Below are 25,950 nucleotides of genomic sequence, written 5' to 3'. Positions count from 1 at the left end.
TTTCGGCCTGTGCAGGGAAGATAAAATCTAGCGAACTGCGTTACAATTAATCGAATTTGCGATAGTTTCTCCCGATTTTCGGGAGAATGAGCGATGAGCCGGATAGATGATTTCGAAGCCTTCATTGCCATTGTCGAGCATGGCAGCCTGACGGCTGCCGCACGCCGGCTGAACCGCTCGCTGCAGTCGGTCAGCCGGGCCCTGGCGACATTGGAGGAATCAATCGGGGTCGAGCTTCTGCACAGGACGACACGCCGCTCGACGCCGAGCGAAGCCGGAGCGGCCTTTTTCCAGCGCATCAAACCCGCCGTCGAGGAAATTAACGAAGCCAGGCTTCAGGCGGCCAATCGACGGTCGGAGCCGTCCGGCATCCTGCGCATGAGCGCCCCGGTTCTGTTCGGCCCGGACTTCCTCGTGCCGGTTATCGCCGACTATATGCGGACATATCCCCGGGTCGAGGTTGACCTCCAGCTTTCCGATGAATTTGTCGATCTCGATGCCGAGGGTCTCGATCTGGCGGTAAGGATCGGCAATTTGCCGGATTCCAATTTACGTGCGAAGCGCCTGGGCGCACTGCGGCGCGTGGTGTTCGGCGCACCTGCCTACTTCCAGCAACACGGCCGACCGGCCCATCCGCTCGAATTGCGCGAGCATGAATGCATCGTACGAACCGATGACGGCCGCCCAGGCGAATGGATGTTTCAGATAGAAGGCAAGCCCCGGCCGGTGAAGGTCGCGGGCACCTTCCGGTCAAATTTGATGATATCGATCTATGCAGCCGCGGTTCACGGATTGGGTTTGGGCTACTCGCCGCTTTGGCAGGTAAAACACCTGGTGGACGACGGCCGCCTGGAACTGGCTCTGACCGAATTCGAGCCAGTGCCGGTGCCGATACACGCCGTGTGGCCGGAAGGCAGATCATCCTCGGCCAAAGTCCGCGCTTTTCTGGACCTGTTGGCATCCCGCCTGGAACTCAAGAACCTTTAGGCGCAGACCAAACTCAACGCCGAGCTTACCTCATTGACATCAAGTTCGTGACTAGAACAGCCGTGGCGGCATCGAGTGCGGGTTGATGGACCTCCGAATGACCGATGTCCTTCAACTGATCGGTCGTCAAATCTGCCAGTGCCCTCCGTCTTGCGGCGGTCCGCCGCCATCCCGTGAAGGCAGCGATCATCATTGCTGCGCCTTTCAAGCTAGACCCAAGCAAGCGTTTGGACATGCTGCGGGCGGCGCGAGTTTCCGAGTGAGCCATTGTTTTGGTCTCCCATTTCGAGTTTGCGCATGGGAGCGTGCCACGCAGACGTTTTCGGCCTGTTCGGCTGGGCGTGAACAACTGGGAGAAGTCCGGCGATCCGCCGTTAAATCGGTGTTAAATCGATCCACCGAGATGCTATTCTGTCGCCGCGGTCAAAGTCTGGAGACGATTTGTGCGCATCCGGTTGCTTGGTGGCCTGGAGGTTACTTCCCCGGAGCACCGGCCTGTCCGGTTCGCCACACGCAAGACTTCGCTCCTTTTTGCTGCCCTGGTTCTCGCGGGCCGCCGCGGCCATGGTCGCGAGCAGCTTTCCGAAGCCTTTTGGCCGGGGCGAAGCAACGGGCAGGCCCGCAATAGTTTGCGGCAAGCGCTGGTCGACATCAGGCGCACGTTCCCCGCCAGCTCGGATGCAGCCGTCTACATCTATGGGGATCAGGAAACCGTTGCGCTTATTGCCGGTCCGGATGAGGCGGACATCTCGATCTTCGACCGGAAATTGGAGCAGGGCCGAACCGCCGATCTCGCCTTCGCCGCCGATCTCTACCGCGGTGAGCTGCTTGCCGGGCAAGCCATCCCTGACGAACTGGACGAGTGGTTTGGACCGTATCTGAGCAAGTATCAGCGCAAGGCGCTGCAATTGGTCGACCGGCTGAGCCTGGCGCTGCCCGCACCCGGCTCAGCCGAAGAGACGGCCTGCGAAGGGCTCGCGGAGCGATTGCTCGCCTCGGATCCGACGGCGGAGGCAGCCCATCGGGCGCTGATCCGCATCCATGCTCATCGAGGCCACGAAAACGCGGCCTTGCGTCAGTTCGAGCTGTGTCGGGCAGCTTTAAGGAAACATCTGAACGCCGAGCCTGAAGAGCAGACAAGCTCGCTGGCGGCTTCCCTGCAGTCCCGTGAACGACCTGAACATCAGCGGCCGGAGCCAAGCTCTGGCGCCGCATCACTGGCGCCGGTTCTGGCAGTCCCGACGAGGCGCGACGACCAGCCATCGATTGCGGTGCTGCCGTTTCAGAACCTAAGCGGTGATATCGAGCAGGAATATTTTGCCGACGGCATGGTGGAAGACATTGTCACCGCCTTGGCTCACTTTCGGCACCTGTTCGTAGTCGCACGGAATTCGAGCTTCACCTACAGGGGACGGTCCATAGACATAAAGCAGGTCGGGCGTGAGCTGGGCGTGCGCTATGTGGTCGAGGGAAGTGTTCGCCGGGCGGGCGACCGCCTGCGCATCGCCGGGCAGCTCATCGACACCTCGACGGAGGCCTATCTCTGGGCCGACCGTTTTGACGGGACGCTCGCCGAAGTCTTCGATCTGCAGGACCAGGTCGCCTCGAGTATTGTCGGCGCAATCACACCGAAAATGGAGGAGGCTGAGATCGAGCGTGCCAAACGCAAGCCGACAGAAAGCCTCGACGCTTATGATTACTACCTCCGCGGGCTGGCGGCCTTTGACCGGACGATCACTAGTAGATCGGCCATCGACGATGCCTTGCGCCTCTTCATGAAAGCGATCGACCGTGACCCGGAGTTTGCCGCAGCCTATGCGCGGGCGGCGCGGTGCTACGCCACCCGAAAAAGCAACGGCTGGATGACAGACCGCGCGAAAGAGAATGCCGAGGCTACTCGACTGGCCAGGAGAGCGGTCGAACTCGGAAGGGACGATGCGATTGCGCTTTCCTTCGGTGGATACGTCCTCGGCTACGTAGGTGGCGACCTTGACGACAGTGCGGCTTGCATCGATCGCGCGCTCGTTCTCAACCCGAATCTAGCGGCCGCGTGGGGCCTAAGCAGCTGGGTCAAGGCTTGCTTTGGCGAGCCAGGCAAGGCCGTCGAGCACGCCGCGCTTGCCATGCGCCTAAGCCCATTGGATCCACGTCTGTTCGCTTGGCAATTCAACACCGGGCTCGCTCATTTTTGTGCCGGCCACTACGATGACGCCGCCGCTTGGGCGGGAAAGTCGCTACGGTACCAACCGAACTACGTGAGCGCGATGCGTGTAGTGGCGGCGAGTCATGCCCTGGCGGGACGCCTGTCGGAAGCGCAGCAGACTATGGCCCGGGTGTGCGAGGTCGATCCCTCGCTGCGGCTCTCGAATCTCGCCGAGGTGCTGCCGCCGTTTTATCGACCGGACGATCGCAGCAGATATATCGAAGGTCTTCGCAAGGCTGGCCTGCCGGACTGACTCGCGGCAACGCTTCGCGCGGCCGTGGGACGCGCAAGCTGGATATCAGACCTTGGCGACGATCCGCATGAAGGCCGGCATGTCGTCGCCGAAGCCGACGGTCGCGTCATTGTCTTCCTGGCGCTGGCGGGCAGGGCGCTCGCGCTGCGGCCTGGTGTCGCCGCGTTCGGGCGCGCGCCGTTCGTTGCGATCGGGGGAAGCCTTCCGTTCAGGTGAAGCCTGGCGCTCGCTGTTTTCCGAGCGGATCGCCTCCTTGCGGGTACGCCGCTCGCCAATATCGGCGACGGCGGCTTCGGCCACGACCGGCTGTTCCTCGCTAACCGCTTCCGGCGCTGCTTCTTCGCTGCGCTTGGCGTGGCGTTCACGCGGCTTGCGCTCGCCCCTGTCCTTGGCGTCGTCCTTACGCCCGGCGCGGCGTGGCGCACCACGGCCACGGCGCGGGGCCTCGTCCTCGCCGCCCTCGCTGGCGACGACTGTCGACAGGTCGCCGTCATGCCACTCGATCTTGGTGCCGATCAGCCGTTCGATGGCGTCGATGTATTTGGTGTCCGATTTGGTCGCGATGGTGAAGGATTTGCCGGAGCGTCCGGCGCGGCCGGTGCGGCCGATGCGGTGGACATAATCCTCGGCGTGGATCGGCACGTCGTAGTTGAAGACATGGCTGACGTCGGGAATGTCGAGGCCGCGCGCCGCGACGTCCGAAGCGACGAGGTACCGCAGCTTGCCGTCACGGAAATTGGCCAGCATCTGCATGCGCGCGCGCTGGTCCATGTCGCCGTGCAGAGCGCCGGCGTCGAAATCATATTTGAGCAGCGAACGGAACAGCTCCGACACCTCGACCTTGCGGTTGCAGAAGATGATGGCGTTCTTCAGCTCGGCATCCTCGGCCTTCATCAGATTGCGCAGCGTCTCGCGCTTGTCCCAGGGTTTTGGCCCGGATTTCACCAGCCGCTGGGTGATGTTGGTGGCGGCCGATGCTGCCTTCGACACTTCGACGCGCACCGGCGCGTGCAGGAATTTCTCGGTGAGCTTGGTGATTTCCGGTGGCATCGTCGCCGAGAAGAACAGCGTCTGCCTGGTGAACGGGATCATTTCGCAGATGCGCTCGATATCGGGAATGAAGCCCATGTCGAGCATGCGATCGGCCTCGTCGATGACGAGGATCTCGACGCCGTTGAGCAGGAGCTTGCCGCGTTCGCGATGGTCGAGCAGGCGGCCTGGCGTCGCGATCAGCACGTCGGCGCCGCGCTCGAGCTTCTTGTCCTGCTCGTCGAAGGACACGCCGCCGATCAGCAGCGCGATGTTGAGCTTGTGGTTCTTGCCGTATTTGACGAAGTTTTCCTCGACCTGCGCGGCGAGCTCGCGCGTCGGCTCGAGGATCAGCGTGCGCGGCATGCGGGCGCGGGCGCGGCCCTTTTCCAGCCGGGTGAGCATCGGCAGGACGAAGGACGCCGTCTTGCCGGTGCCGGTCTGGGCAATGCCCAGCACATCCTTGCCGAGCAAGGCGTGCGGGATAGCACCAGCCTGGATCGGCGTCGGCTCGGTGTAGCCGGCATCGGTAACTGCGGAAAGGACCTTCGGCGACAGGCCGAGGTCTGCGAAGGTCAACGCTTCTTGAGCGATCTGGGTGTCTGAGGACAAGTTTGGCGGTCTTTGGCTGGTTCGGGGGCGCAACGTAAGCAGTCGCGGCAAGCGCCGCGCGCCTGCAAGATTGGTATTGCAGGTAGGCGCAAGCCCACGATTTGTCAACACAAACGGGCGGCATTGGCACGATTGTGAAGTCGTAACCTTAATCGCGATGCTTAATTTACGCAGTGGCTGCCGCGCCCGCTCAATACCTGAACTGTTCGGCGAGAATGCGCTCGTTCCACGAATGATTGGGATCGAACAGCAGCGTCGCCGTTGCCGTCGGCGATTCCCTTACCGTGACCGTCGTCACCGCCTTGACCTCGGTGTGGTCGGCGGCGGCGTTCACCGGCCGCTTTTCCGGCTCCAGAATGTCGAAACGCACGCTCGCCTTGTTGGAGAGCAGCGCGCCGCGCCAGCGGCGCGGACGAAACGGGCTGACCGGGGTCAGCGCCAGCAGCGGAGCGTCGAGCGGCAGGATCGGCCCGTGCGCGGACAGATTGTACGCGGTCGAGCCGGCCGGCGTCGCAATCATCACGCCGTCGCAGTGCAATTCCTCCAGCCGCTCTTGCCCATCCACGGTGATGCGGATCTTGGCGGTCTGGTAGGACTGGCGCCAAAGCGCGACCTCGTTGATCGCCAGCGCCGAAATCGTCTCGCCCTCCGCCGTAACTGCCTGCATCTCCAGCGGACGGATCGTTTCGGCAACGGCCGCCGCGATGCGCCCGGTCAAGCCGCTGGCGCGGTATTCGTTCATCAGGAAACCGATGGTGCCACGGTTCATGCCGTAGACCTTCTTTCCCGTGCTCATCGTCTCACGCAGGGTCTGCAGCAGAAAGCCGTCGCCGCCGAGCGCCACGACGATCCCAGCTTCTTCGACGGATGCCTGGCCGTAACGCGCAGAAAGGCTTTCCAGCGCCGCATTGGCGTCGGCTGTACCGGATGAGACGAAGGCGAAACGGTTGGCGGTTTTGCTCATGGCTCTCAACGACAACCGATTGGCGACGACCGTTTGGCGACCGATTGGCGGCGACCGGTTGCTGGGCCGCGCCAGCGCCGGGTTAGCATGGGTGGGCATTTCTGCAAAGGGCGGGAGGTGTCTTGATATGGCGGCCGAACATGGCGCACTCGCGCATCGTGTCGGAGGACAAAATGATGTGATGGTTAAGGCCCGCCTTAAGCCCTCGTAAAGCCGGATCGATCATGTTAGCCGGCAGCGGACGGGCGGCGTGGGGGCTAACCAGTCGAGGCCGATCTATTGCCGCTGGCACGCTTGATTATCGTCTTCCTGATGCTGGCAAGTTTTGCCCTGGCTTTCGCGGAACTGGTGCGCCAGTCGGAAGAGAAGAGTTTTAGACCGCAGCCCACCGCCTCACGCTGCGGCGACGCGGCGGGGACACCCTGTCCGCAAAGGGCGCTTTGACGTTACTACGCTGGTCCTTAACGGGCGAGCAGATGACAGCCGGCCTGGCGCTTTTGCGCGAGATACTCGTCGACAAGCTGGCGATAGCGGACTCTCCCGAAGCTCGGGAAATGGCCGCCATGCACGACCGAGACATCGAAATCGCGCAGGCGCAGCAGCGTTTCGACATAGTCGTCGATATCGGAGTGATAGACGTCGTCGATCAGCGGGCCGTCATAGATGATGTCGCCGGAAAACAGGATGCCCGTCCTGTTTTCGTAGAGCGCAACGCCGCCGGGTGAATGACCGGGCGTGTGGATCACCTCGAAGGCACGGTCGCCGAGATCGAGGATATCGCCTTGCTCGAGCAACCGGTCGGCCGGTGCGGGCAGGATCCGGTAGCGCTTCGTGTCCCAGCCTTGCGGCATGCCGTCGAACATCTCGTCGGTGGCATAGCGGTCGGCAACCGTCCATTCGTTGCGCGGGTCGGCGAGGATCCCGGCCTCGGCCGGGTGCACGCAGCGGTCGGGAAATTCGTGATGGCAGCCGATATGGTCGAAATGCGTGTGGCTGGCCACGCAGGTGAGCTTGCGCTCCGTCAGCAGCGGCACGTGGCGCCGCAAGCTGAAATGGCCGAGGCCGGTGTCGAACAGAAGATCGCTGTCGCGGCCGCGCACATGCCAGATGTTGCAGCGGAAGAACGGCTTGATCCACGGCTCGTGGATCAGCGTCACGTCATCTCCCATGCGGATCGTTTCGTACCAGTGGCCGGCGTCGATGGTTGGAAGCGTGCTCATGTTCAGTCCGCAAGCAGGATGATGTCGCCAGCATCGCACGATACCGCGACCACGTCGCCCGGCTGGACGGCCGATGCCGAGGGAACCTTGGCGATGAAATGCAGCGCCGGGTCGGTCGCGGAGGTCCCCAGAACACGCTTGAAGCTGCCCTGAAAGACGACATCGCTCACCTTGACCGTGCCAAGCGCCACGCCGCCACTGGTTGCGCCGAGGATAAGATGCTCCGGCCGGACGGCCAGCGCAACGGTCGAGCCGGCCGGCAATGTGCCAGGCACGGAGAGCGACCCAAGCTTCGTGGTGACGGTGAGCTTGCCGCTCTTCGCCTCCGTCACCGTTCCCGATATCAGCGTGCTTTCGCCCATGAAGGTCGCGGAAAAGCGCGTCGCCGGCCGTGCATAGACACGCTCGGGCGGTCCTTCGTCCTCGATGCGCCCGTCATTCATCACCACGCAATGATCGGCCAGCGCCATCGCCTCTTCCTGGTCGTGGGTGACGTGGATGAAGGCGGTGCCGACGCGTTTCTGGATCGCCTTCAACTCGTCCTGCATCTGCCGGCGCAATTTCAGGTCGAGCGCGCCGAGCGGCTCGTCGAGCAACAGCACCGCCGGCTCGACCACCAGGGCGCGCGCCAGCGCCACGCGCTGCCGCTGGCCGCCGGAAAGCTGATGCGGCTTCTTGTCGAAGGCGGTGGCGAGGCCAACCAGCGCCAGCGCCTCGCGTGCCCTTGCTGCCCGGGTTGCGCCATCGACGCCCTGCATGCGCAGACCGAAGCCGACATTGCTGCCGACGCTCATGTGCGGGAACAGCGCATAATCCTGGAACACGGTCGTCGTCGGCCGCTTCGCCGGTGGCACTGCGGTGCAGTCCTCGCCGCGGATCAGCACCTTGCCTTCGCTCGGTGTGACGAAGCCGCCGAGGATGGACAGAAGCGTCGTCTTGCCGGAGCCGGATGGCCCGAGCAGGATCGTGTAGCTGCCCGGCTCGATCGTCAGCGAGACGTTCTTCAGCACGGTGAGCTGGCCGAAGCGATGCGAGACCGAGCTTATATCGACCAGTGGCGCACTCATGCCGGCTTCCTCCGCAACAGCATCAGCTCGAACAATACCACCAGTACGATGGAGACGGCGAAGACCAGCGAGCCGACGGCGTTGGTCTTGGGATTGAGGCCGGAGCGCAGCAGGTTCCAGATCTCGACCGGCAGCGTCGTGTCGAAGCGCGTCAGCAGGAACGAGATGACGAATTCGTCCCAGGAGAAGGTCATCGACAGGAAGAAGCCGGCGAAGATCGCCGGCGCCATAACGGGTACGGTAATCAAAAGCAGCACCTTCCATTCGGCGGCGCCGAGATCGCGCGCGGCGCGCTCGATATTGATCTGGTGGTCGCCCATCTGGCTGTAGATGATGGCAAAGCAGAGCGGCAGGTTGATCACGACATGGCCGATGCCGGCGGCAAGTAGCGATTTCGGTATGCCGGTCCAGTTGAACAGCACCAGCAGCCCCATGCCGATGATGAGATAGCTGACGGTCAAGGGCAAGGTGATCAGCCCGCGCATCAGGCCCGAGCCCGGCAAGGCGAAGCGCGCAAAACCCCAGGCGGAGAGAAAGCCGAGCGTGACGGCGACAGCCGAGGAGACGACCGCCACCAGCAGCGAATTGACCAGCGCCGAAGTCAGCCGCGTGTCGGCGAGCACGGCCTCGTACCAGCGCAGCGACGGCCCGGTGAAGGGCGGGATCGGAAACGAGGTTGCCTGCAGCGAAAACAGCACCAGAACGACGACCGGCAGAAATATGAAGCCGTAGATTGCGATGGCGTAAAGGCCGGAGACGAGGCGGATGAAAGCGCGCATGGTCAGGCCCGCTCGATCTTCAGCCAGCGGGCGCAGGCGAGGTAGGCGATGGTGACCACCGCCATCAGGATGATCGACAGCGCCGAGGCGAGCGGAAAGTCGCCGCGCCGGCCGATCTGCATCATGACGAGCTGCGGCATCAAAAGCTCGTTGTTGCCGCCGAGGATCTGCGGCGTGATGTAGTCGCCGATGCACAGCACAAAGGTGAGGAAGGCACCGACCATGATGCCAGGCAAGGTCAGCGGCAGAACGACATGCAGGAAAGTCCGCAGCGGCCCGGCGCCGAGGTCGGCGGCGGCCTTGCGGTAGCTGGGGCTGAGCTGCTTCAGATTGGCGAAGATCGTCAGCGTCAACAGCATGACGAAGAAATGCACGAAGCCGGTGATGGTGGCCAAACGCGTATTGGCGAGTTGCAGCGGTTCGCCGAACAGGCCGGAGCCGGTCAACGCGCGGTTGACGACGCCGTTCTGTGCCAGCACCAGCAGCCACGAATAGGAGCGCACGACATAGGAGGTCCAGAAGGGCAGCACCGCCAGCATCAGCGCCAGCCGCTGCCAGCGCTCCGGCACCTGTTCGGCCAGAATCCAGGCAAAGGGATAGGCAAGCAGCACCGAGATAATGGTGACGATCGCTGTGACCTGTAGCGAGTTCACCATCGCCTGCCAGTAGGACTGATTGGCAAAGAATTGGCTGTAGTTGGACAGCGTGAAGCCGCCGCCTTCGTGCGCCGTCAGGCTAGATACCGCCATGGCGACGAAGGGCAGCACGAAGAACAGCAACGTCCAGCCGAGCGCCGGCGTGACCAGCGCCCAGGGCAGGGCGCGCCCGCTGTTGGCGGCGTTCACGACCGGCAGCCGGTCATTGCGCCTGCAGCATTTCGGTCCAGACGTCCTGCATCTTCTTGTCGAGATCGGCATTCGGCGCCGGATAGGCCTGGGCGCGGGCGAGGAATTCCGGCTGCTCGTCGAAGCGCAGGATCTTCTTCTGCTCGTCGCTCAGGGCCGCCTTGCTGTTGGCCGGCATGCCCCAATAGCAGGACGAGGTGGCGAGCCGCGCCTGCCCTTCGGGGCTCATAATGTACTGGATGAATTTAAGCGCCAGATCCTTGTTCTTGGAATCCTTGAACATTGCCAGCGACTGCGACCACAGCACCGCGCCTTCTTTCGGAATAGAGAAGTCGAGGGCAGGGTTTTCCTTGGCCAGCCCAGCCGTCACCCATTCGCCGCCGCCGACCAGTATGTCGACCTCGCCTGTCGCCAGCGCCGTCTGGCTGGCGGTCACTTCGCCGACCAGCTTGGCGTTGGCCTTCATTTTGAGCAGCTCTTCCTTGATGGCAGGAAGGTCGGCTTCCGTCAGTTCCGCAGTCTTCTTACCGATCGCCAGTGCGGCCATGCCGATGACCGGCAGGTAATAATCGTAGATGGCGATCTTGCCCTTGTATTTGTCGCCGGTCAGCGCGGCAAGCGACTGCATGTCGGCCGGGTCGACCTTGGTCTTGTTGTAGCCGATCGTGTTGTAGCCGAACTTTTCGGTGATGCCGTAACGCTTGCCGTCGACGACGGTGGAGCTATCCATCTTCACCTGCGGAAACAGATCGGCCAGCGGCAGCTTATCTTCCGGTAGCGGTTCGAACAGGCCTTTTTCGACGCCCCGCGGTATGTCGATGCTGTCGATCACCATCACGTCCCAGTCGCCCGGCTGCGACTGTTCGACGATCGCCAGGCCGGCGCCGGTGCCTTCGAACTCCTTGACATTGACCTTGACGCCGTTCGCCTCCTCGAACGGCTGCAACAGCGCCGGATCGGCGTGATCGCACCAGATCAGCGCGTTGAGGTCCTGCGCCTGAGCGAGGCTGCCCGCCGCCAGTAGCAGTGCTGCCGCGGCACACGCGCCCTGGCTCTTCAGAACGGAAAGCGGATTCCTGACGGTTGGATTGGGGGTCTTTGGATTGACGGACATCGAGTGTTCTCCCTTGCCTTTTTGGCTTGTAGCAAAAAATTGAACCAATTCTAAAATTGAGTCAATTCTGTTTTTGTGGCAAACAGCCGCTATGAGCGGATTGCGGGCAAGGCAGAAGGCGGATCGGCACCGCCGCATCATCGAGGCGGCGGCGGCGCTTTTCCGCGATGCCGGCTATGAAGGCGCCAAGATCGAAACTATCGCCGCGCAGGCCGAAGTCTCGGTCGGCACGATCTACAACTACTACCAGAACAAGGGCGACATCCTCGGCGCGATCGTTTCGATGGAGGTCAACGAGGTGCTGAATGCCGGGCGCGGCGTCGTCGCCAACCCGCCAGCCAATGTCGGCGACGCTCTCGATACGCTGCTCGGCATCTATATCGAACATTCGCTGCATTATCTCAGCAAGGAGATGTGGCGGCAGGCGATGGCGATCTCGACGCAACTGCCGGACAGCCCGTTCGGCCAGGCCTACACGGCGCTCGACCGGGCACTGACCGAGCAGATTCGCGCGCTGATCGCCAGGCTACAGGCGCTCGGCCTGGTGCGCCGCGACATCGATGGTCCCGCGCTCGGCGAACTCATCTTCAACAACATGAACATGATGTTCATCGAGTTCGTGAAGCGCGAGGAGGCGAGGATTGCAGAATTGCGCACGGCGATACGCAGGCAGAACCGGATATTGGTGGCGGCGATTGGGGTGTAAGACGATCAAGGGCGAGTAGGACCAGCAACACAAATCGCCGCAGCCGGAGTATCGCCTAACGGTTGATCAGCCATAGAATGGCCGAGAGCACGATGCTGACCAGTATCGCCGTGGTGATAGGGACATAAAGCCTGAAGTTCTCACGCTCGATCACGATATCGCCGGGCAGCCTGCCAAGGCCGGAGCGGGCCAACCAAGGCCACAGCAGGCCTATGGCGACTATGCTGAGACCAACGACGATCAGAGTTCGCGACATGGCATCCTGCCGGAAAGTGTCGTGCCAGAAATATAGTGTTGACGGATCTTGCAAGCAGCGCTTCCACTCGATATTGCCTCTTGAGTTGAGGTTGAAATCTGTTACAACCTGAACGGGCATCAAAGGAGGGATTGGATGCGGATTTCCATCTGGCATTGGGCTATACTGCTGCTGCTGATCGGCGTGCCTGTTTTCTTTGCCGTTCGGTCAGCCGCAAAGCCATTACAGGATCCTTCGGCTCTCGTAGGTTTTGGAGGCTGGCTTATGCTGCTGGCGATTGGACAGTGCTTGGCACCTTTCCGCACGCTGGCTGAGCTGTTCTCTTCGAGCGGGGGCTATCGACAGCTAATGACGCTCCCCAACGGCGCCTTGGCGGTCTACGGCGAGGTCGCCCTGTTGCTGGCGTTTCTGGTGCTCCAGCTGGTTGTGTTCGTTGCAATGCTCCGGCGGAGTTCCCGTTTCAAGCAGCTGTTCCTGTATCAGTGGTTTGCAATACCAATCGTGTTTATTCTGGACACGACATGGATCTCAGCGGTTATGAGCGCTCCTGTGAGCTTGGTGCTTGCAGGGGATGCGCTGGTAATGCCCGCAGTTTCTTTTGTCCTGACCGGGATCTGGGTCGCCTACGTCTACAAGTCGGTCAGGGTGAGAAACACGTTCGACCGGGCCGCGATATCCGGTCAGGTCGCGAGTGCTTCATAGAGCTTGCCGCGAGCCCTATGTATGGCAGCCGACAAAAATGCCGGGCGCGCTGCATCGACCCAGATTACCCGGCCTGTAGGCCTGCTCGAGCGAGGATTTCAGGAGCCGGCGTGACATGCCCGTGCGGCTTGCAGTAGCCGGGGTCGATCGCGCGATAGCCAAGCAGATGGCCGAGTGGCGCCAGGATCCCCAGCGCCACTCGCTGAATAGCAGGTGGCGGGTGCGTGAAGACGATCACGTCGGCAAATTCCCTGGCGATGACCGCTGCCTGAAGCGGCGAAGGCCTGCCTTTTCTGTCCACCTTGCCGGCATTGGCCAGGCCGAAGAGCATGCCGATCAGCAGCTCGAAACGGTTCGGGTCGACATTGTCTGCACCTGGCGCCCGGTCGACTTCGACCAGCACATGCGCTTCTTCGGTTTTGCTGCTGTTCCACCAATCATGTGCGACGCCTGCTTCGACCGTGGCGGATTGGCCTGGCCCCAGGGACAAAGTCTTCCCGGCGATGCGAGCGTCGAGCCGGCCGCCGAGGACGGCAAACCGTTCCGTCAGGTTCGGGTGGTAGTGCTCGCCCACCACTGCGGCTCCCGGTCGGGCGGTCAGATGAGCGATGCCAGGTCCCTGGCCGCGGTCTTCGGTGCCACGCAGGATGACGGCATATTCGCCGGTCACCTTGTTCTCGTAGACATCTCCACAGCGTGACCTGGATCGGCTCCGGAGTTTCAGACCACCAGGGCCCGGCAAGTTATCGTCAAAGGGTTGGTCGTTCAACGACGCTCGAACGGGCGATTGCGGAAACACTAGTTGCCGGCTCTTCGTCAACGCGGGCGATCAGCGCTCTACCGGACATGCTTTGGCGGCCGCGCTCGCGGAAACGGCACGACCGTCAGTGGCGCATTGCGGAATTCCGCGATGGCTATTTCTTCAATCAGCGCGTCGAGGGCCTCGTTGACGCGTCGGCTCGTTTCATCCGCGCCGTAGAGGCGGTTTTGTGCGCATTCCAAAAGTTCGCGTGCCGCGGCGAAATCACTTCGCATGACAACACCCTTTGGTTTTTGGCCCGCCGCACGGCCATTGTCGGCGCGCTTAATTGAGCGAGTGCTAATATACACTGGAGCAATTTAATCGAATGCTGTTAAGTGGCCGTCGGGAGGCGGGACGAACCTATGGCCCAGCAAAAAGCAAGACAGGAATGAGCTCGGCGTCTCTTGGTAGGAGATGCTTGAGCCCGATCTGGTTCAGGCTAAGCCGGCAATTTCACGGGAACTTTCTGGCGATCCCGACGCTTCCGGTACGTACCGTCCTAATCTTTCGTATAGTCAGGCCCAAAACGGGTCGGCAGGTTGTCGGCGAATTTCAACCAAGGGAGCTTCTCCTCAAAAGCGACATGCAGCGTAGGTGCAAATTTTTCTGGCTCCTCCATCGCCGCCGCAAAAAAATGCATGACATCAGACATGTTCTTTGAGCGGAAGGACAGCGGCGTGCCACAGTGATCGCAAAATGTTCTTTCCACACCGGGAGAAGAGTTGAATACCTTCGGTAGCTTGCCCAGCCATCGCCATTGGCCGTTCAAGACGCCAATATAGGTGGTCATCGGCGCAGAACATTGCCGCCGACAACTTTCACAATGACAGACCACGCAGGCCTGTGCCGGGCCATCGACTGCAAAGGCAATAGCGCCACATAAGCAATGACCGCGCATGCAAATTCTCCTTGAGCCAACAAGGACAGCTTCATGCCTGGGCGTGAGGGAGGCGCCATGAAATGCGTCGAGCTGGCGCCCAATTCCGACATTCGGCGCTGGCGATTGTCCTCGCCTGCGCGAGGCGTTGCCTCCAAGCTGCCTTCACTATCGCCTTTGCGACATATTGAAATGTTCGTAGAGTTTCTCCGCCAGGCCGCTGCCGCCAAAGCCCGTCAATACCGATGAAAGTGCCAGCGGCGCCTTCTTGTCGAGCATGGCCTTGGCGATCATCAGATCGTCGCTTCGCTTATGAGTCCGCAGCCTAATACGATCTTGGGCGGCTTAAGAATTCTCTGGCGGCGGCAATCTGGCGCCGATGCTCGCGAAGGAATGCCGCGCCGAAGCAAATGGCGAAGGCCAGGACTGACAGGCTTGTCGTTGCTCGTGATGCAGGGTCAGGATCGGGACTTACCAGGAAACGGCAGCCGAACGCCAAGGCGAAGACGACAACGCCACCAAACATGCCGCTGACGAAGGGGGCGGTCGTGCGTTTCTGCTCCAACGAAGACTCCTAGGTTTTCCGCTAGGGAACTATGGTTTCCGCTAGGGAATATATGCGTTGAAGCTGATGTGCTACCGATCCCGACGGCCCCGGCCTGTGGATATCGGGGATGAGCAGATATCAAGCGCCCCGGAGGTCTCAAGAAGCCCGTGCTGGTGCCCCCGGACGGGATCGAACCGCCGACCTTCGGTTTACAAAACCGCTGCTCTACCAGCTGAGCTACAAGGGCACGGCGCTCCGGTTAGCATATTTGCTGCGCCAGTAAAGACAAAACTCCGTTTTTCGGTTCCCGGCGACCGCGCCGGTTCTGCCGCCCAGGGCGTCCTGAAAACGGCCAATTCGCTCCCTATATTGATGCAAGGTGCAATCGCATCAGCGAGGCAGTCGCATGATCAGGTTTGTCATCATTCTCCCGCTCGTCGTCGTGGCCTGGGTTCTCCTGGTGAAACTCGTCAAGGACCTGAAGCGCGCCAATATCGACTGGACAGGCGTCACCACCATCATCGGCTTCATCGCGCTCGCGTTCTGGCTTCGCCATATCACCGGCATGGGCTGAGGCCTGCCGATTGTTCCGGTGGATTGTCGACCAGCGCGACCGTTCGTGGTCGCGGCTGACAGTATCAGACTGGCACCCGACTGCCCCCTTTTTCTGCGTGTCTGAGTGGCAGGGCAGAGGGGTTGTTCCTCCGAACCTCTTAGGACCTGGGTTCCTCGCCCGCCGAAGCGGGGAGAGGTGGCCGCGACGCGGCCGGAAAGGAGCCTTCGTAGGGCGCGGTCCACTCTTCGTCGCGGCTTCGCCGCGCCACCTCTCCCCACTTCCGTGGGCGAGGAACCCAAGCTGGAATAAAGTCGCGCTCCGTCAGCCTCTCTGTCCTGTCGAACATCGCTTAAGGCGAGATCGGATGCCGCTTCAGCATTCGCCAACACTCTTGCCGATGTACAGGGATTTCCCGACAGCCTAATCTACTGCCGAGCCGAAACAGGGAGAGAGGGCGCTTGGGCGAGCACGATCCGAACGAAGAGCCGATCGAGACGGTTTTCCGCAACGGCACAATCACCACCGTCGGCATCCTGCTGGCGTTCTCGCTGGGCTTCATCACGCATTGGGCCGCCAACCCGATACCATGGGAAATCTATCACCTGGCCGCCGTCGTGCCGATTTTGATCGGCATTGCCCTGCAGATACGAGCGCTGCGGTTGCTGCTCGACATAACGTCTCTACAACGGCGCGTTTATGAACGCGCCAATCGTATCTTCATTGCCGGCCTCATCTTCACCGCCTGCGGAGTTGGGCTGGCGATGCTGCTTGATTTCTACGACCTATCGACCAAGAGCGCGGTGCCCGGGGGCTAGCTCTGGCCATCCTGGCAGATGTCGCACCATTCGGCGCTGGTCAGCGCTGCCATGCGCTCGGTTCGCTGCCAAGGCCGGGAGGGGTCGGCAGGCCGCCGATCATCCTCGTCACCTGCGCTGCTGCATCGCGCACCAGCGGGCCGATTTCGGCCAGCCGCTCCGGTGTGACCCGTACCGTCGGCCCGGAGACCGAGACGCCGCCGATCGGTTCGCCGAATTCGTTGAAGATGGCGGCGGCGACACAGCGCATACCTGGATGCCGCTCCTCGTCATCGACCGACCAGCCGCGCAGCTTGATCGTCACCAGATCGCGGGCGAGCGCCGAGATGTCGGACAACGTGTTTTCGGTGAAGCGCTCCAGCCCGGCCCGGCGCAGTATGGTGGCTACCCGTTCCGGCTCGAGATGCGCCAGCACCGCCTTGCCGATGCCCGAGGCATGGAAGGAACTGCGCGTGCCCGGCCGGAAGAAGGCGCGGATCGCCTGGTGCGTCTCGACCTGGCTGACGAAGACGACGCAATCGTCCTCGGCGACGCCGAGATTGGCGGTCTCGCCGGTCTTCTCCATCAATTCCTGCATGACGATGCGGGCGCGGTCGACCAGCTTACGGCGGCGCAGGAACGCTGCGCCCATGCGATAGGTCTCGACGCCGATCGACCACAGCTGGTCGGTGCCTTCGAACTCGACCATGCCATGGTTCTCCAGCGTCGTCAGCATGCGGTAGGCGGTGGATGCCGGCAGGCCGGAACTGGCGGCGATCTCGCTCAACGACAGGCCGCTGCCATCGGCGACGATTGCCAGGATGCGCAGCGCCCGGTCCAGCGACTGCACCGAGGCCGCCTCGGACGGCCCGTTGAAAGCGCGCGGCGGGCCGCGCTGGCGTTTTTCGGTGGTTTCCATCGGGCCATTCTTCGCTCTGTTCGCCCAACAAGCAATGAAAAAGTTTTTCACCGGCCGGCGAAGCGAATTTATGGAAAACAGGGAGGCCAATCAATTCAAGCAGCAAGAGCCGTTCCCTGGAAATGAAAAAATATTCTGAAAAAATTGAAAAATAATCGACGCACTGGCATCATCAGCCATCAACAATTCCGTGGAGGCTGACATGGCCAAGATGCGCGCAGTCGACGCAGCCGTTCTCGTTCTTGAAAAGGAAGGCATCTCCTGTGCCTTCGGCGTGCCGGGTGCGGCGATCAACCCGCTTTATTCGGCGCTGAAGGCAAGGGGCAGCATCCGCCACATCCTTGCGCGGCACGTCGAGGCGGCCTCGCATATGGCCGAAGGGTTTACCCGCGCCAGATCGGGCAATATCGGTCTGTGCATCGGCACTTCGGGTCCGGCCGGCACCGACATGATCACCGGCCTCTATTCGGCCGCCGCCGATTCTATTCCCATCCTCTGCATCACCGGGCAGGCGCCGCGGGCACGTCTCAACAAGGAGGATTTTCAAGCCGTCGACATCGCCGCGATCGCCGCACCCGTCGCCAAATGGGCTGTTACCGTCATGGAGCCCTATCTGGTGCCGATGGCGCTGCAGAAGGCGTTCCATCTGATGCGCTCGTCGCGGCCGGGGCCGGTGCTGGTCGACCTGCCGGTCGATGTGCAACTGGCGGAGATCGAGTTCGATATCGATGCCTACGAGCCGCTGGTGCCGTTCAAGCCGGCAATGTCGCGCGCTCAGGCGGAGAAGGCGCTGACGATGCTCGACGCGGCGGAAAAGCCTGTGATCGTCGCCGGCGGCGGCATTATCAACGCCGATGCGTCGGACCTGTTGATAGAATTCGCCGAAGTCACCGGCGTGCCTGTCATTCCGACGCTGATGGGCTGGGGCGCGATCCCCGACGACCACCGCCTGATGGCCGGCATGTGCGGACTGCAGACCTCGCATCGCTACGGCAATGCGACGATGCTCGAGGCCGATTTCGTTTTCGGCATCGGCAACCGCTGGGCCAACCGCCACACCGGTTCGGTCGATGTCTACACCAAGGGCAAGAAGTTCATCCACGTCGATATCGAGCCGACGCAGATCGGCCGCGTCTTCGCACCGGACCTTGGCGTCGTCTCGGATGCCGGTGCGGCGCTTAAAATGCTGCTCGACGTCGCCACCGAATGGAGGACCGCCGGGAAATTGCGCGACTGGTCGGGCTGGGCCGGCGAATGCCGGCAGCGCAAGAAGACGATGAAGCGCAAGACCCATTTCGACCAGGTGCCGCTGAAGCCGCAGCGCGTCTATGAGGAGATGAACAGGGCGTTCGGCCGCGACACCACCTATGTCACCACGATCGGCCTGTCGCAGATCGCCGGGGCACAATTCCTGCATGTCTATAAGCCGCGCAACTGGATCAATTGCGGCCAGGCCGGGCCGCTCGGCTGGACATTGCCGGCAGCGCTCGGCGTTCGCGCCGCCGATCCGGACCGCACCATTGTGGCATTGTCCGGCGACTATGATTTCCAGTTCATGATCGAGGAACTGGCGGCCGGCGCGCAGCACAGATTGCCCTACATCCATGTCGTGGTGAACAACGCCTATCTCGGGCTGATCCGCCAGGCGCAGCGCGGCTTTTCGATGGATTTCGAAGTCAGCCTGGCCTTCGAGAACGTTAATCGACAGGGCGATGCCGAAGCTGGCTATGGCGTCGACCACGTCGCCGTTGCCGAGGCGATGGGCTGCAAGGCAGTCAGGGTGCGCCGGCCGGAGGAATTCGCCGGTGTCTTCGAAGAGGCAAAGCGCCTGATGGACGAGCACCAGGTTCCGGTGGTGCTCGAATTCATCCTCGAGCGCGTCACCAACGTTTCGATGGGCACCGAAATCGACAAGATCACCGAATTCGAGGAGCTTGCCGAGCGCAATGAAGATGCCCCCACGGCGATCGTCATGCTCGATTAAGCCGCATATGAGGAACTACTGCCATGCCACGGTTTTCAGCCAATCTTTCGATGCTCTTTGGCGAGCATGACTTTCTCGACCGCTTCGATGCCGCTGCCCGCGCCGGCTTCAAGGGCGTCGAGTATATCGGTCCCTATGACCATGCGCCGGATGTCGTCGCGGCCAGGTTGAAGAAGAACGGGTTGACGCAGGTCCTGTTCAACCTGCCTGCCGGCGACTGGGCCAAGGGCGAGCGCGGCATTGCGATCCTGCCGGACCGCATCCCGGAGTTCCGGCAAGGTATTGCCAAGGTCGTCACCTATGCGCACGCCCTGGGCTGCGAGCAGGTCAATTGCCTCGCCGGCATCGCGCCGCAGAGCGTCGATCGCTCCGTGCTGGAAGACGTGTTCACCGAAAACCTGGCTTTCGCGGCGGAAAAGCTGGAGCAGGCCGGCATCAGGCTGCTGATCGAGCCGATCAACACCCGCGACATTCCGGGCTTCTTCCTGAATTACTCGGATCAGGCCCTGGCGCTGATCGACCGCGTCGGCTCGAAGAACCTGTTCCTGCAATACGACATCTATCACATGCAGATCATGGAGGGGGATCTCGCCCGTACCATCGAGGCAAACCTCGACCGCATCGCGCATATCCAGCTTGCGGACAATCCCGGCCGTCATGAGCCGGGGACGGGCGAGATCAATTTTCACTTCCTGTACAGCCACATCGACCGCATCGGCTATTCCGGCTGGGTTGGCGCGGAATACAAGCCGAAGGGTGGGACGGAAGCCGGACTGGGATGGCTTCGGGAGTTGGCCGGGCAGGCGGCGGCATAGACGCTACGCATCGCCGCCTTACAAAAAACGGAGAAAGACATGGAAACCATCGGCTTTATCGGCCTCGGCATCATGGGTGCGCCGATGGCGGGGCATCTGCTCGACGCCGGCTACACCGTCGTCGCCAGCGATCATCGCTCGAAGCCGCCGGCCGATCTCGTCGCCAGGGGTCTGAAGACCGTCTCTGGCCACAGCGCCGTCGCGAAAATGGCCGACATCATCATCACCATGGTGCCGGATACGCCGCAGGTCGCCGATGTGCTGTTCGGCGAAAACGGCGTCGCGTCCGGGCTGACAAGGGGCAAGCTGGTCATCGACATGAGCTCGATCTCGCCGATCGAGACCAAGGAATTCGCAAAAAAGATCAACGATCTCGGCTGCGATTACCTCGATGCGCCGGTGTCGGGCGGCGAGGTCGGTGCCAAGGCGGCGTCGCTGACCATCATGGTCGGCGGCGAGGAAAGGGCCTTCGAACGCGCCAGGCCGGTGTTCGAAAAGATGGGCAAGAACATCACGCTGGTCGGACCGAACGGCGTCGGCCAGACAACCAAAGTCGCCAATCAGATCGTCGTCGCCCTGACCATCGAGGCCGTCGCCGAAGCGCTTGTCTTTGCTTCAAAAGCCGGCGCCGATCCGGCCAAGGTCAGGCAAGCGCTGATGGGCGGATTGGCCGCCTCGCGCATCCTCGAAGTGCATGGCGAGCGCATGATAAAGCGCAGCTTCGCGCCCGGCTTCCGCATCGAACTGCACCAGAAGGATCTTAATCTCGCTCTCGAAGGCGCCAAGGCGCTCGGCGTCGCGCTGCCCAACACCTCGACGACACAGCAACTGTTCAACTCCTGCGCGGCGAATGGCGGGGCCAAAGAAGATCACTCGGCGCTGGTCAGGGCGCTGGAGCGGATGGCGGGATGTGAAGTGGGGTGAATAGTGAGTAGTGAGCAGTAAATAGTAAGTAGCAGTGAGTAGTTGGTAATGAGTTTGGTCACGACCTACGTGCAGTCTCACCATTCACTCTTTCAAAAATTTCCTTGCCGCATAAAGGCTCACCGCCGCCGCATTCGACACGTTGAGCGAGCGGATGGCGCCGGGCATGTCTAGCCGGGCGAGCGTCGCCACCGTTTCGCGCGTTTTCTGGCGCAGGCCTTTGCCCTCGGCGCCAAGCACCAATGCGATCTTTTCTCCCGAAAAACTCTTTTCGAGCTCCGCCGGACCGTCCGAATCCAGCCCTATCGTCTGAAACCCGGCCTCGTGCAGTTGGCCGAGTGCGTCGGCGAGGTTCTTCACCTCGATCTGATCGATGTGCTCCAGCGCGCCGGAAGCCGACTTCGCCAGCACGCCGGATTCCTGTGGGCTGTGGCGCGCCGTGGTGATCAGCGCGCCGGCGCCGAAAGCGACCGCCGAGCGCAGGATCGCGCCGACATTGTGCGGATCGGTGATCTGATCGAGCACCAGCACCAGCCTGGTGTCGCCAAGCGCATCGAGGCGCTTGGGTTTTAGCGGCTCGGCCTCGATCAGCACGCCCTGATGCACGGCATCCGAGCCGCTGACCTTGTCGATGTCCTTCGGCTCGACCAGTTCCGCCTTGAAGGGCAAAGCGGCAAGATCGGCGATTGCCAGCCGCTCGGCAGCGTTGCGCGTCACCAGCATTTTTTTGATCTTGCGGCGCGGATTGTCGAGCGCCGCCCGCACCGTGTGCAGCCCGTAGAGCCGCACCAGCCCATCCGCCGGGTTCTCGCCGGGCGGCACCGGCTGGCGCGGCCTGAACGCCGGCGCGCCGCCGCTCTTCTCGTCGCGATGCGCACGGCGCAGCTTGGCGTAGTGGGTGTCTTTAGGGGTCTTGGGCTTGTTGTCGTTGCTCATGGCCGGTTCTATAGCCGTGTCGTCCGGTCATGGATACAGCCGCACAAGCTGCTTGTCGGGCGAGGTGTGAAATTCAGCGCTTTTTGCCGGGCTGTTGCGGTTGACAGTTTTGGACGCTCCCGCCATAAGGCGCTGCGCGGAAAGGCTGCTTTGGCGGCCGCGACGCGTCGATGCCTCGTTGCATGGCTCCGGCGGTAGACTGGAGAGGTGCCCGAGTGGTTAAAGGGGACGGACTGTAAATCCGTTGGCTATGCCTACGTTGGTTCAAATCCAACCCTCTCCACCACTGCCGGCCCGGAAGCCCTGAAACGCAGCGCGAGCGTCGGAGCGGATCCGATGCTTGACTGAAAGGCGCGGGTATAGCTCAGTGGTAGAGCAGCAGCCTTCCAAGCTGAATATGCGGGTTCGATTCCCGCTACCCGCTCCAGATTTTCCCCAAGGCCACGGCGCACCTCGCGCACGATCCCGAAGCAGGCAGCGCCAAGCGAAGCGCGTTGCCGATAGTTCAGAGCGTTCAATGCGCGTCCAGAAGGACGCGCATCTTAATCTGTGTTTTACGCATATCGTTGTCCCGAACCGCAGGCGGCGTTGGGCGACAGGCGTCAGCTCGCGAATTTGCTGAAAATGGAGGCGAGCTGGTTCTGCTGCGGCACTTGCCCGTTCGGCGTCAGCTGGTCGACAAGTCCCGGCAAGGCCGCGGACAATTGCTGGAGCAATTCCTGCTGATTCAGGCCCGTCCTTTGCGCGATCTCCTGAATGATTTGCGGCCCGAGAGCGCTGCCCAGATCGTTGGGGTTGATCGGCTGGTTCTGACCGGTGCCGACCCACGAATTGGCGACGTTGCCGTGGCCGGCGTCCTTCAGTTTGTCGAGCAGGCCGCCCAGACCGCCAAGCAGTCCGCCGTCGGCGGATGCGGTTGTATCAGGCGGGACGGGGGCAGGGCTCTGCGCTGCCTCCGGCTGGGCGGAACTTCCACTGCTCAGCATTTTTCCCACCAAAAGTGCGCCGAGCGCGATCATCAGCGGCTTGGCGACGTTGCCGCCGGGAACGGCATTGTCAAACAGTCCCATTGTGGATCTCCATGTCAAATTGCCCGCCCGTCTCCGACAATGACGCATTCATGGCGAATTTCAAGCCAGTTTGAGCTTTCCGTAATCATGATTTTCAAGTTGGCTTGAGCTTTGCTTAATAATGTGGAAGTAATCCGGTGCGGGGAACGGAGAGGAAAAATGTCAATATTAAGCTGGATTATTCTCGGCGTCATCGCCGGCTTCATAGGCAGCAAGATCGTCAATAAAAGCGGGCAGGGCCTGGTGCTCGATATCGTGCTTGGGATCGTCGGCGCCATCGTCGGCGGACTGATCTTCAGCGCCTTTGGTGCGTCGGGCGTTACGGGGCTGAACATCTATAGTCTGATAGTGGCCGTGATAGGCGCGATAGTTGTCCTGTGGGCTTATCACCAGTTTACCGGCAGGCGGGCTCTTTAGAAACGGGCAGACCGGCAGTTGCGTCGGCATTCACCCGAATGCCGAGCGCCTATCTAACCCTTTTGAGGATCTGGCGGATCAGCGTGTTGAGGCCGGCTTCCAGCCCTCTCACCATGATCGGCCATAGTTCCTCCAGCAATCGCTGCCATACGGCATCGCGCCCAATCCTCACCGGCAGATTGGGCATCGCGCCCATTGCCGCCGTCACATCGCGACGCAGCCGCTCGCCACAGGCGCTTGCGCCGCTGATCGTCGGATCGAAGGGCAGCCGGGTAAAATCCCATTTTCCGCGCTGCTCGATGCCGAGATTGCTCTCGACTTCTGCATGCGACAGCACCGTTTTGGGCGTGACCTTGATGCGGCAATATTTGCAGAGTTCGGCGACAACCGCGGTCATCGCGTTCCACTGCGCCTTGGTCATCGGATAGCGGCCGGCATCGAACGGCCTTCCTCCGCCCCGGCCATGCAGCAGAGCGAAACCCCGATCGAGCCGCCATTGCAGTTGAGCGTGTGCGCGGCATATCCCGGTTTTACCCGACCCGAATTGAGCGCGATCGAAGGCCGGCCCCTGACCAAACGGCCATTCCCCTCGACCAGTATGTGATACGCATCCCTATCGGTATCGCCGGCCGAATGCGAGCCTGCCGTCCAATGGCAAACGACGCGCTTCATCGCAACATTGGGCAACCAGTCGGGCGGCAATGCCACAGAAATCTCCGCGACATAAGTTCAGTGACGCAGCACAGTATAATTTCCTTGGCGGCGGACGCGAAAACGAAACGATAGTTTGGTTGAGCGTTTCTAACGGTCAGCTATTCGCCGGCATCTTCGGCGACCGCGTGTTCTCTGTATTGCGGCAGATCGTCAGTGATCGTGAACCACTTCGCCTTGGAGCCGACGAAGATGTGCTGCGTCGGGCGGATGGTTGGCTCGTCGACGAGGCTTCCCATGGCGACATGCACGAAGGCACCGTCGCGGACCACCGAATAGAGCAACGAGCCGCAAGTCTTGCAGTGCGCGTCATGGCCGGTTTCGTCGCCGAAGATCGTGAGATTGTCCTCGCCCCTCGTCAGGCTCAGCCTGTCCCGCTCGATGCCGGCGAACGGCTTGAAGGCCGAACCGGTGGTACGCCGGCAGTTCGAGCAGTGGCAGTTCGCGGCATAGACGAACGCGTCCGCCACCGCGTACTGAACGGCGCCGCACAGGCATTTTCCGGCGAGCATGCGGTTGCTTGCATTCTGGTTGTTTCCGTTCTCCGGGCTTGCCATACGCTTCTCCACTCAGGCGATCGTCCCTACACCCTCTCCAGCTCTAGGCGACTACGGTTAACCGGCGCTTGCGCTCGTCGAGCGAGACGATGGTCAACCCGCTGGCCACCACCAGCAGGATACCGCAGATGGCCAGCGCATTCGGGAGCTGCCGGAAAACCACCAGGCCTGAAATCACCGCCCAGACGGTAAAGCAATAGTAGAACGGCGCCACCACGCTGGTCGGCCCGACGCGATAGGCCATGAAGATGAAGAAGTGGCCGAAGATCAGGAACAGTCCGGCGCCGCCCATCAGCAGCAGGTGACGGGTTTCAGGCACCACCCAGCGCTCGGAAACCAGATGCGCAACGCCGGCGCCGGCCAGCACCACAATCACCGCGGAAATAGCCACGACCATTCCCGGCACGTCGGCAGCGACCTTGCGCCCGGCCAGATCGCGCGCCGCGGACAGGGCTGCATTGCCGAGCGCCAGCAGGGCGTAAACCGAAATCCCCTGCATCGTCGGTTGTGCCACCATCACCGCGCCGACAAAGCCGAGCCCGATCAGCGCCAGGCGAACCCCGCCGATCCGTTCGCCAAACAGCATCGAGGAGCCGACCAGCATCAGCAAGGGCGTGATCTGTCCGAGCGCGGTGGAATCGGCGATCTGCATGTTGGCGAGCGCCACCACGTAGCAAAGGATCGCACCCAGTTCGAGCAGGTTCCTACGCAAAACCTTGGCGTCGAGGATTAGCGGGATGTGCTTGCCATAGCCCAGCACGAACAGCAGCGGAATGCCCCACAACGTTGCCGCCGCGCCGCGCAGGAACAGCACCTCATAGGGCGGCAGTCCCGCGGTTGCGAGCTTCATCATCGTATCGTTGACGATGTAGGACCCGGTCGAAACGACCATGAACAGCGGGCCTCGTATGGCAGTCGGGATGAAATGCATCGGCCCACGAAATCAGACCGGCGCCAAAGCGGCAATGGGCCAGATCCGTCTGTAAATCCGTCAAAGCCGTCAGCCGCCGCCGTAACCATTCCATTTGCCCTTGTTCGTTCCTATATCCGCGCCACATTCTCCGAAACCGGATCACGCGTTCGGGCGGGCGAGCGCGCTCGGCGACAAGGCACTTGTGTTTTTCGGCCTTAGTCGCTAATCGCCCCGCATTCGACTGAACTGAAGGTCCAGGCCGTCCCAGGCCGTCCAAGGAAAGAGACTATGGCAAAAGGTAAATTCGAGCGCACTAAGCCTCATGTGAACATTGGCACGATTGGTCACGTCGACCATGGCAAGACGTCGCTGACGGCGGCGATCACCAAGT

At 61.8% G+C, this 25,950-nt stretch carries 32 protein-coding genes and 3 tRNA genes; 14 read left to right on the top strand and 21 right to left on the bottom strand.

Features of this window, described 5'->3' with window-relative positions:
* Window positions 1–93: 93 nt before the first annotated feature.
* Window positions 94–987 (top strand): LysR family transcriptional regulator, encoded by an 894-nt coding sequence (locus NKJ13_RS17820; RefSeq protein ID WP_352739749.1) that lies wholly within the window; start codon window positions 94–96, stop codon window positions 985–987.
* Between the two features lie 25 nt (window positions 988–1,012).
* On the opposite strand, the gene NKJ13_RS17815 is transcribed toward NKJ13_RS17820, so the two are convergent.
* Window positions 1,013–1,177, bottom strand: a complete 165-nt coding sequence (locus NKJ13_RS17815) for a YjiS-like domain-containing protein (protein ID WP_352508587.1) — start codon at window positions 1,175–1,177, stop codon at window positions 1,013–1,015.
* A gap of 253 nt (window positions 1,178–1,430) precedes the next feature.
* Here NKJ13_RS17815 and NKJ13_RS17810 point away from each other — a divergent pair, with 253 nt between their 5' ends.
* On the top strand, window positions 1,431–3,443 hold the full coding sequence (locus NKJ13_RS17810; RefSeq protein WP_352739751.1) for a BTAD domain-containing putative transcriptional regulator: 2,013 nt from the start codon (window positions 1,431–1,433) through the stop codon (window positions 3,441–3,443).
* A gap of 45 nt (window positions 3,444–3,488) precedes the next feature.
* On the opposite strand, the gene NKJ13_RS17805 is transcribed toward NKJ13_RS17810, so the two are convergent.
* The 7 genes from NKJ13_RS17805 to NKJ13_RS17775 all read right to left on the bottom strand — a co-directional run bounded on the left by NKJ13_RS17805 (window position 3,489) and on the right by NKJ13_RS17775 (window position 11,073).
* The gene (locus NKJ13_RS17805; RefSeq protein WP_352477469.1) at window positions 3,489–5,084 is read right to left on the bottom strand and encodes a DEAD/DEAH box helicase; all 1,596 of its coding nucleotides are present in this window, start codon (window positions 5,082–5,084) and stop codon (window positions 3,489–3,491) included.
* 190 nt (window positions 5,085–5,274) lie between these two features.
* Window positions 5,275–6,048 (bottom strand): NAD kinase, encoded by a 774-nt coding sequence (locus tag NKJ13_RS17800; RefSeq protein ID WP_352649923.1) that lies wholly within the window; start codon window positions 6,046–6,048, stop codon window positions 5,275–5,277.
* A 461-nt stretch (window positions 6,049–6,509) separates the two neighbouring features.
* Window positions 6,510–7,268: an MBL fold metallo-hydrolase gene (locus NKJ13_RS17795; protein WP_352508553.1), complete on the bottom strand. Its 759-nt coding sequence runs from the start codon at window positions 7,266–7,268 to the stop codon at window positions 6,510–6,512.
* Between the two features lie 2 nt (window positions 7,269–7,270).
* Window positions 7,271–8,335, bottom strand: a complete 1,065-nt coding sequence (locus tag NKJ13_RS17790) for an ABC transporter ATP-binding protein (RefSeq protein ID WP_352508552.1) — start codon at window positions 8,333–8,335, stop codon at window positions 7,271–7,273.
* The gene (locus NKJ13_RS17785) at window positions 8,332–9,114 is read right to left on the bottom strand and encodes an ABC transporter permease (RefSeq protein ID WP_352508551.1); all 783 of its coding nucleotides are present in this window, start codon (window positions 9,112–9,114) and stop codon (window positions 8,332–8,334) included. Before NKJ13_RS17785 ends, NKJ13_RS17790 begins: the two co-directional genes overlap by 4 nt.
* Before the next feature lie 2 nt (window positions 9,115–9,116).
* Entirely contained in the window at window positions 9,117–9,959 is an 843-nt protein-coding gene (locus NKJ13_RS17780; RefSeq protein ID WP_502896212.1) for an ABC transporter permease, read from the bottom strand.
* Window positions 9,960–9,972: 13 nt separating this feature from the next.
* Window positions 9,973–11,073, bottom strand: coding sequence for a polyamine ABC transporter substrate-binding protein (locus NKJ13_RS17775; protein WP_352739753.1), 1,101 nt, complete (start codon window positions 11,071–11,073; stop codon window positions 9,973–9,975).
* Between the two features lie 91 nt (window positions 11,074–11,164).
* Here NKJ13_RS17775 and NKJ13_RS17770 point away from each other — a divergent pair, with 91 nt between their 5' ends.
* The gene (locus tag NKJ13_RS17770) at window positions 11,165–11,779 is read left to right on the top strand and encodes a TetR/AcrR family transcriptional regulator (protein WP_254817119.1); all 615 of its coding nucleotides are present in this window, start codon (window positions 11,165–11,167) and stop codon (window positions 11,777–11,779) included.
* A 55-nt stretch (window positions 11,780–11,834) separates the two neighbouring features.
* Here the strand turns inward: NKJ13_RS17770 and NKJ13_RS17765 are convergent, their stop codons facing one another.
* Entirely contained in the window at window positions 11,835–12,035 is a 201-nt protein-coding gene (locus NKJ13_RS17765) for a DUF2905 domain-containing protein (protein ID WP_254817120.1), read from the bottom strand.
* A gap of 135 nt (window positions 12,036–12,170) precedes the next feature.
* On the opposite strand from NKJ13_RS17765, the gene NKJ13_RS17760 reads away from it, so the two are divergent.
* A complete protein-coding gene (locus NKJ13_RS17760) occupies window positions 12,171–12,737 on the top strand; it encodes a DUF2569 family protein (protein ID WP_352705033.1) in 567 nt (188 codons plus the stop codon).
* 64 nt (window positions 12,738–12,801) lie between these two features.
* On the opposite strand, the gene NKJ13_RS17755 is transcribed toward NKJ13_RS17760, so the two are convergent.
* Window positions 12,802–13,407, bottom strand: coding sequence for a cupin domain-containing protein (locus NKJ13_RS17755; protein WP_352777931.1), 606 nt, complete (start codon window positions 13,405–13,407; stop codon window positions 12,802–12,804).
* 26 nt (window positions 13,408–13,433) lie between these two features.
* Here NKJ13_RS17755 and NKJ13_RS17750 point away from each other — a divergent pair, with 26 nt between their 5' ends.
* The gene (locus NKJ13_RS17750; RefSeq protein WP_352777928.1) at window positions 13,434–13,829 is read left to right on the top strand and encodes a hypothetical protein; all 396 of its coding nucleotides are present in this window, start codon (window positions 13,434–13,436) and stop codon (window positions 13,827–13,829) included.
* 209 nt (window positions 13,830–14,038) lie between these two features.
* On the opposite strand, the gene NKJ13_RS17745 is transcribed toward NKJ13_RS17750, so the two are convergent.
* The 4 genes from NKJ13_RS17745 to NKJ13_RS17730 all read right to left on the bottom strand — a co-directional run bounded on the left by NKJ13_RS17745 (window position 14,039) and on the right by NKJ13_RS17730 (window position 15,210).
* Window positions 14,039–14,437, bottom strand: a complete 399-nt coding sequence (locus NKJ13_RS17745; RefSeq protein WP_352739757.1) for a GFA family protein — start codon at window positions 14,435–14,437, stop codon at window positions 14,039–14,041.
* Between the two features lie 147 nt (window positions 14,438–14,584).
* Window positions 14,585–14,710, bottom strand: a complete 126-nt coding sequence (locus tag NKJ13_RS17740; RefSeq protein ID WP_352777927.1) for a hypothetical protein — start codon at window positions 14,708–14,710, stop codon at window positions 14,585–14,587.
* 31 nt (window positions 14,711–14,741) lie between these two features.
* On the bottom strand, window positions 14,742–14,981 hold the full coding sequence (locus tag NKJ13_RS17735; RefSeq protein ID WP_352705025.1) for a hypothetical protein: 240 nt from the start codon (window positions 14,979–14,981) through the stop codon (window positions 14,742–14,744).
* A 153-nt stretch (window positions 14,982–15,134) separates the two neighbouring features.
* Window positions 15,135–15,210, bottom strand: a tRNA-Thr gene (locus tag NKJ13_RS17730).
* 159 nt (window positions 15,211–15,369) lie between these two features.
* On the opposite strand from NKJ13_RS17730, the gene NKJ13_RS17725 reads away from it, so the two are divergent.
* Both NKJ13_RS17725 and NKJ13_RS17720 read left to right on the top strand, forming a co-directional pair.
* A complete protein-coding gene (locus NKJ13_RS17725; RefSeq protein WP_292661863.1) occupies window positions 15,370–15,537 on the top strand; it encodes a hypothetical protein in 168 nt (55 codons plus the stop codon).
* Window positions 15,538–15,977: 440 nt separating this feature from the next.
* A complete protein-coding gene (locus tag NKJ13_RS17720; RefSeq protein ID WP_352477490.1) occupies window positions 15,978–16,334 on the top strand; it encodes a hypothetical protein in 357 nt (118 codons plus the stop codon).
* 40 nt (window positions 16,335–16,374) lie between these two features.
* On the opposite strand, the gene bhcR is transcribed toward NKJ13_RS17720, so the two are convergent.
* The gene (bhcR, locus tag NKJ13_RS17715; protein ID WP_352777925.1) at window positions 16,375–17,232 is read right to left on the bottom strand and encodes an HTH-type transcriptional regulator BhcR; all 858 of its coding nucleotides are present in this window, start codon (window positions 17,230–17,232) and stop codon (window positions 16,375–16,377) included.
* Between the two features lie 202 nt (window positions 17,233–17,434).
* Between bhcR and gcl the strand changes: the two genes are divergently transcribed.
* From gcl to NKJ13_RS17700, 3 genes are read left to right on the top strand one after another with little or no spacing between them, the layout of a single operon-like run.
* Window positions 17,435–19,216, top strand: coding sequence for a glyoxylate carboligase (gene gcl, locus NKJ13_RS17710; protein ID WP_352741108.1), 1,782 nt, complete (start codon window positions 17,435–17,437; stop codon window positions 19,214–19,216).
* A 23-nt stretch (window positions 19,217–19,239) separates the two neighbouring features.
* Window positions 19,240–20,031, top strand: coding sequence for a hydroxypyruvate isomerase (gene hyi, locus NKJ13_RS17705; RefSeq protein ID WP_352741110.1), 792 nt, complete (start codon window positions 19,240–19,242; stop codon window positions 20,029–20,031).
* 9 nt (window positions 20,032–20,040) lie between these two features.
* Window positions 20,041–20,955: a 2-hydroxy-3-oxopropionate reductase gene (locus tag NKJ13_RS17700; RefSeq protein ID WP_502901930.1), complete on the top strand. Its 915-nt coding sequence runs from the start codon at window positions 20,041–20,043 to the stop codon at window positions 20,953–20,955.
* 84 nt (window positions 20,956–21,039) lie between these two features.
* Here the strand turns inward: NKJ13_RS17700 and NKJ13_RS17695 are convergent, their stop codons facing one another.
* Window positions 21,040–21,891 carry a TrmH family RNA methyltransferase gene (locus tag NKJ13_RS17695; protein ID WP_352741113.1) on the bottom strand — a complete coding sequence of 284 codons (852 nt, stop codon included), beginning with the start codon at window positions 21,889–21,891 and terminating at the stop codon, window positions 21,040–21,042.
* A 201-nt stretch (window positions 21,892–22,092) separates the two neighbouring features.
* Between NKJ13_RS17695 and NKJ13_RS17690 the strand changes: the two genes are divergently transcribed.
* Window positions 22,093–22,177 (top strand) — tRNA-Tyr (locus NKJ13_RS17690).
* A 67-nt stretch (window positions 22,178–22,244) separates the two neighbouring features.
* A tRNA-Gly gene (locus tag NKJ13_RS17685) sits at window positions 22,245–22,318 on the top strand.
* Window positions 22,319–22,493: 175 nt separating this feature from the next.
* Here the strand turns inward: NKJ13_RS17685 and NKJ13_RS17680 are convergent.
* On the bottom strand, window positions 22,494–22,961 hold the full coding sequence (locus NKJ13_RS17680; RefSeq protein ID WP_254817132.1) for a YidB family protein: 468 nt from the start codon (window positions 22,959–22,961) through the stop codon (window positions 22,494–22,496).
* A gap of 159 nt (window positions 22,962–23,120) precedes the next feature.
* Between NKJ13_RS17680 and NKJ13_RS17675 the strand changes: the two genes are divergently transcribed.
* Window positions 23,121–23,378 (top strand): GlsB/YeaQ/YmgE family stress response membrane protein, encoded by a 258-nt coding sequence (locus tag NKJ13_RS17675; RefSeq protein ID WP_254817133.1) that lies wholly within the window; start codon window positions 23,121–23,123, stop codon window positions 23,376–23,378.
* 49 nt (window positions 23,379–23,427) lie between these two features.
* Here NKJ13_RS17675 and NKJ13_RS17670 read toward each other — a convergent pair whose 3' ends face one another.
* The 4 genes from NKJ13_RS17670 to NKJ13_RS17655 all read right to left on the bottom strand — a co-directional run bounded on the left by NKJ13_RS17670 (window position 23,428) and on the right by NKJ13_RS17655 (window position 25,577).
* The gene (locus tag NKJ13_RS17670; RefSeq protein ID WP_352741115.1) at window positions 23,428–23,799 is read right to left on the bottom strand and encodes a hypothetical protein; all 372 of its coding nucleotides are present in this window, start codon (window positions 23,797–23,799) and stop codon (window positions 23,428–23,430) included.
* A complete protein-coding gene (locus NKJ13_RS17665) occupies window positions 23,796–24,086 on the bottom strand; it encodes a peptidoglycan recognition protein family protein (RefSeq protein WP_352741116.1) in 291 nt (96 codons plus the stop codon). Before NKJ13_RS17665 ends, NKJ13_RS17670 begins: the two co-directional genes overlap by 4 nt.
* Before the next feature lie 104 nt (window positions 24,087–24,190).
* The gene (locus tag NKJ13_RS17660; protein ID WP_352741118.1) at window positions 24,191–24,646 is read right to left on the bottom strand and encodes a GFA family protein; all 456 of its coding nucleotides are present in this window, start codon (window positions 24,644–24,646) and stop codon (window positions 24,191–24,193) included.
* Between the two features lie 43 nt (window positions 24,647–24,689).
* On the bottom strand, window positions 24,690–25,577 hold the full coding sequence (locus NKJ13_RS17655; protein ID WP_352741120.1) for a DMT family transporter: 888 nt from the start codon (window positions 25,575–25,577) through the stop codon (window positions 24,690–24,692).
* Between the two features lie 270 nt (window positions 25,578–25,847).
* On the opposite strand from NKJ13_RS17655, the gene NKJ13_RS17650 reads away from it, so the two are divergent.
* The coding region (locus NKJ13_RS17650) for a GTP-binding protein (RefSeq protein ID WP_245464554.1) at window positions 25,848–25,950 on the top strand (103 nt) is incomplete at its 3' end.

This window comes from Mesorhizobium sp. M0174 (assembly GCF_040322275.1).
Taxonomy (GTDB): Bacteria; Pseudomonadota; Alphaproteobacteria; order Rhizobiales; family Rhizobiaceae; genus Mesorhizobium.
The sequence above is the reverse complement of the archived record's forward strand: the minus strand, read 5'-3'. Positions and strand labels throughout refer to the sequence as shown.

Bases quoted from the DNA above. Each gene is read 5' to 3' on its own strand.
- gcl (WP_352741108.1), top strand. From the start codon at position 17,435: ATGGCCAAGATGCGCGCAGTCGACGCAGCCGTTCTCGTTCTTGAAAAG.
- NKJ13_RS17740 (WP_352777927.1), bottom strand. From the start codon at position 14,710: ATGATCGCCAAGGCCATGCTCGACAAGAAGGCGCCGCTGGCACTTTCA.
- NKJ13_RS17695 (WP_352741113.1), bottom strand. From the start codon at position 21,891: ATGAGCAACGACAACAAGCCCAAGACCCCTAAAGACACCCACTACGCC.
- bhcR (WP_352777925.1), bottom strand. From the start codon at position 17,232: ATGGAAACCACCGAAAAACGCCAGCGCGGCCCGCCGCGCGCTTTCAAC.
- NKJ13_RS17765 (WP_254817120.1), bottom strand. From the start codon at position 12,035: ATGTCGCGAACTCTGATCGTCGTTGGTCTCAGCATAGTCGCCATAGGC.
- NKJ13_RS17670 (WP_352741115.1), bottom strand. From the start codon at position 23,799: ATGACCAAGGCGCAGTGGAACGCGATGACCGCGGTTGTCGCCGAACTC.
- hyi (WP_352741110.1), top strand. From the start codon at position 19,240: ATGCCACGGTTTTCAGCCAATCTTTCGATGCTCTTTGGCGAGCATGAC.
- NKJ13_RS17800 (WP_352649923.1), bottom strand. From the start codon at position 6,048: ATGAGCAAAACCGCCAACCGTTTCGCCTTCGTCTCATCCGGTACAGCC.
- NKJ13_RS17820 (WP_352739749.1), top strand. From the start codon at position 94: ATGAGCCGGATAGATGATTTCGAAGCCTTCATTGCCATTGTCGAGCAT.
- NKJ13_RS17785 (WP_352508551.1), bottom strand. From the start codon at position 9,114: ATGCGCGCTTTCATCCGCCTCGTCTCCGGCCTTTACGCCATCGCAATC.
- NKJ13_RS17775 (WP_352739753.1), bottom strand. From the start codon at position 11,073: ATGTCCGTCAATCCAAAGACCCCCAATCCAACCGTCAGGAATCCGCTT.
- NKJ13_RS17675 (WP_254817133.1), top strand. From the start codon at position 23,121: ATGTCAATATTAAGCTGGATTATTCTCGGCGTCATCGCCGGCTTCATA.
- NKJ13_RS17655 (WP_352741120.1), bottom strand. From the start codon at position 25,577: ATGCATTTCATCCCGACTGCCATACGAGGCCCGCTGTTCATGGTCGTT.
- NKJ13_RS17770 (WP_254817119.1), top strand. From the start codon at position 11,165: ATGAGCGGATTGCGGGCAAGGCAGAAGGCGGATCGGCACCGCCGCATC.
- NKJ13_RS17790 (WP_352508552.1), bottom strand. From the start codon at position 8,335: ATGAGTGCGCCACTGGTCGATATAAGCTCGGTCTCGCATCGCTTCGGC.
- NKJ13_RS17795 (WP_352508553.1), bottom strand. From the start codon at position 7,268: ATGAGCACGCTTCCAACCATCGACGCCGGCCACTGGTACGAAACGATC.
- NKJ13_RS17680 (WP_254817132.1), bottom strand. From the start codon at position 22,961: ATGGGACTGTTTGACAATGCCGTTCCCGGCGGCAACGTCGCCAAGCCG.
- NKJ13_RS17745 (WP_352739757.1), bottom strand. From the start codon at position 14,437: ATGCGCGGTCATTGCTTATGTGGCGCTATTGCCTTTGCAGTCGATGGC.
- NKJ13_RS17725 (WP_292661863.1), top strand. From the start codon at position 15,370: ATGATCAGGTTTGTCATCATTCTCCCGCTCGTCGTCGTGGCCTGGGTT.
- NKJ13_RS17815 (WP_352508587.1), bottom strand. From the start codon at position 1,177: ATGATCGCTGCCTTCACGGGATGGCGGCGGACCGCCGCAAGACGGAGG.
- NKJ13_RS17760 (WP_352705033.1), top strand. From the start codon at position 12,171: ATGCGGATTTCCATCTGGCATTGGGCTATACTGCTGCTGCTGATCGGC.
- NKJ13_RS17660 (WP_352741118.1), bottom strand. From the start codon at position 24,646: ATGGCAAGCCCGGAGAACGGAAACAACCAGAATGCAAGCAACCGCATG.